The sequence below is a fragment of the Methylobacterium sp. V23 genome (assembly GCF_002917135.1).
Lineage (GTDB): Bacteria > Pseudomonadota > Alphaproteobacteria > Rhizobiales > Beijerinckiaceae > Methylobacterium.
This window is the reverse complement of record NZ_PDHT01000095.1, coordinates 1-2,707: the sequence shown is the minus strand read 5'-3', so window position 1 is coordinate 2,707 and position 2,707 is coordinate 1. Positions and strand designations below refer to the sequence as shown.

The 2,707-nt window shown below is 70.4% G+C and carries 3 protein-coding genes; all 3 read left to right on the top strand.

Features of this window, described 5'->3' with window-relative positions:
* The first annotated feature begins 9 nt into the window (after positions 1 to 9).
* Complete coding sequence (gene cysT / locus CRT23_RS27350; RefSeq protein ID WP_103712613.1) at positions 10 to 819, top strand: sulfate ABC transporter permease subunit CysT; 810 nt, start codon at positions 10 to 12, stop codon at positions 817 to 819.
* Positions 812 to 1,696 carry a sulfate ABC transporter permease subunit CysW gene (gene cysW / locus CRT23_RS27345; RefSeq protein ID WP_103712612.1) on the top strand — a complete coding sequence of 295 codons (885 nt, stop codon included), beginning with the start codon at positions 812 to 814 and terminating at the stop codon, positions 1,694 to 1,696. Before cysT ends, cysW begins: the two co-directional genes overlap by 8 nt.
* Before the next feature lie 4 nt (positions 1,697 to 1,700).
* On the top strand, positions 1,701 to 2,707 hold a 1,007-nt coding region (gene cysA / locus CRT23_RS27340; protein WP_103712611.1), incomplete at its 3' end, for a sulfate ABC transporter ATP-binding protein.

The following is a 2,707-nucleotide window of genomic DNA, read 5'->3' as shown; positions in this document are numbered from 1 at the left end:
CGCCCGAGCGTGATCCCCGGTTTCGGGCTCGCCTTCGGCTACACCCTGACCTGCCTCGGCCTGATCGTGCTGCTGCCGCTGGCCGCCCTGGTGACGCGCGCCTCGGGCCTCGGCCTCGCGGGGATCTGGGAGGTCGCCACCGATCCGCGGGTCGCCAGCGCCCTGCGCGTCAGCTTCGGCGTCTCCCTGGTGGCGGCGCTGACCGCCTCGGTGTTCGGCTTCCTCATTGCCTGGGTGCTGACGCGCTACCGCTTTCCCGGCCGCAAGATCGTCGATGCGGTGGTGGACCTACCCTTCGCGCTCCCCACCGCCGTGGCCGGCATCGCGCTGGCCGCCCTCTACGCCCCCAACGGCCTCGTGGGCGCGCAGCTGGCGCGGATCGGCATCGAGGCCGCCTACACACCCGTGGGCATCTACATCGCCATGGTGTTCATCGGCCTGCCCTTCGCGGTGCGCACCGTGCAGCCGCTGATCGCCGAGATCGACAAGGAGATCGAGGAGGCCTCCGCCACCCTCGGGGCGGGACGCGTCCACACCCTGGTGCGGGTGGTGCTGCCGCCGCTGATCCCCGCGGTGCTCACCGGCTTCGCCCTCGCCTTCGCCCGCGGGATCGGCGAGTACGGCTCGATCATCTTCATCGCCGGCAACCTGCCCTACGTCTCCGAGATCGCGCCGCTCCTCATCGTCATCAAGCTGTCCGAGTACGATTACGGCGGTGCCTGCGCCATCGCCACGCTCATGCTCGGCATCTCGTTCCTCACCCTGCTCGCCATCAACCTGATCCAGGCCTGGAGCCGGCGGAGATTCGGCTATGTCTGAGACCTTCGCCCCCGCCGCCCTGGCCGAGGCCCGCCCGGCCAGCGTCGTCACGGAAGGCCGCTGGATCCGCTGGCTGCTGATCGGGATCGCGATCCTGTTCCTGGCGCTGTTCCTGGTGCTGCCGCTGCTCACCGTGTTCGCCCAGGCCTTCGCCAAGGGCTTTGCCGCCTACCTCGCCGCCTTCACGGAGGCCGATGCCCACGCGGCGATCCGGCTGACCCTGCTGACGGCCGCCATCGCAGTGCCCTTCAACCTGGTCTTCGGCATCATGGCCTCCTGGGCCATCGCCAAGTTCGAGTTCTGGGGCAAGAACCTGCTCGTCACCCTGATCGACCTGCCGTTCTCGGTCTCGCCGGTGGTCTCGGGCCTGATCTACGTGCTGGTCTTCGGGGCGCAGGGGCTGCTCGGCCCCTGGCTGCTGGCCCACGACATCCAGGTCATCTTCGCGGTGCCCGGCATCGTGCTGGCGACCATCTTCGTCACCTTCCCGTTCGTCGCCCGCCAGCTCATCCCGCTGATGCAGGAGCAGGGCACGGCGGAGGAGGAGGCGGCGCTGACCCTCGGGGCGTCCGGCTGGCACGCCTTCCGGACGGTGACGCTGCCCAACATCCGCTGGGGCCTCCTCTACAGCGTGCTCCTCTGCAATGCCCGCGCGATGGGCGAGTTCGGCGCGGTCTCGGTGGTCTCAGGCCACATCCGGGGCCTCACCAACACGCTGCCGCTCCACGTGGAGATTCTCTACAATGAGTACAACTTCGTTGCCGCTTTCGCCGTCGCCTCCCTCCTGGCCGGCCTCGCCCTCGTCACCCTCTGCGTCAAATCCCTCCTCGAATGGCGCTACGCCGACGAGATCGCCGCGGGTGCCCGGGGCCACTGAGCGGATGGGCGGCTCCACCGCCATCCGCGTCGAGGCGCTGTCGAAGACCTTCGACACGGCCTCGGTGCTGCACGACTTCTCCCTCGACGTGCGGGCGGGCGAATTGCTGGCGCTGCTCGGCCCGTCGGGCTCGGGCAAGACCACGCTGCTGCGCATCATCGCCGGCCTCGATTTCCCCGATGCGGGCCGCATCGTGTTCGGGGCCGAGGATGCGACCCGGCTCCCCGTGCAGCAGCGCGCGGTGGGCTTCGTGTTCCAGCACTACGCCCTGTTCAAGCACATGAGCGTGGCCGAGAACATCGCCTACGGGCTCAACGCCCGGAAACGCTCCGAGCGCCCGGCCAAGGCCGAGATCAGGCGCCGGGTCGGCGATCTCCTCGACCTCATCAAGCTCTCCGGCTTCGCCGACCGCTATCCGAGTCAGCTCTCGGGCGGCCAGCGCCAGCGCATCGCGCTGGCCCGGGCGCTCGCGGTGGAGCCCCGGGTCCTGCTGCTCGACGAGCCCTTCGGCGCCCTCGACGCCCAGGTGCGCAAGGATCTGCGCCGCTGGCTGCGCGAGATCCACGACCGCACCGGCCAGACCACGATCTTCGTCACCCACGACCAGGACGAGGCCCTGGAGCTCTCCGACCGGGTCGCGGTGCTGGACAAGGGGCGCCTGCAGCAGGTCGGCACCCCGGACGAGGTGCAGGAGGCGCCGGTCTCCGCCACCGTGCTGAAGTTCCTCGGCGACACCATCGAGGTCGAGGCGATCGCGCAGGGCGGCGAGGTCCGCGTCGACGGCCGCCTGACCCCCGTGCGGGCCCCCGAGGGGCTCGTCGGTCCGGTCAAGCTCTATGCCCGCCCCTGGCAGCTCCAGTTCGCGGAGGGCGACCAGGCCCATCTCCAGGGCGTCGTGCGCTCGTCCTACCGGACGCAGGGGCGCCAGCGCATCGAGGTCGACCGGCCCGAGGGCAGGACCGTGGTGGTGGAGGCCGCCGACACCAACCGCTTCGCCGCCGGCAGCCCCGT

Excerpts from the sequence above, each read along its gene's own strand:
- cysW (WP_103712612.1), top strand. The coding sequence starts at position 812 with ATGTCTGAGACCTTCGCCCCCGCCGCCCTGGCCGAGGCCCGCCCGGCC.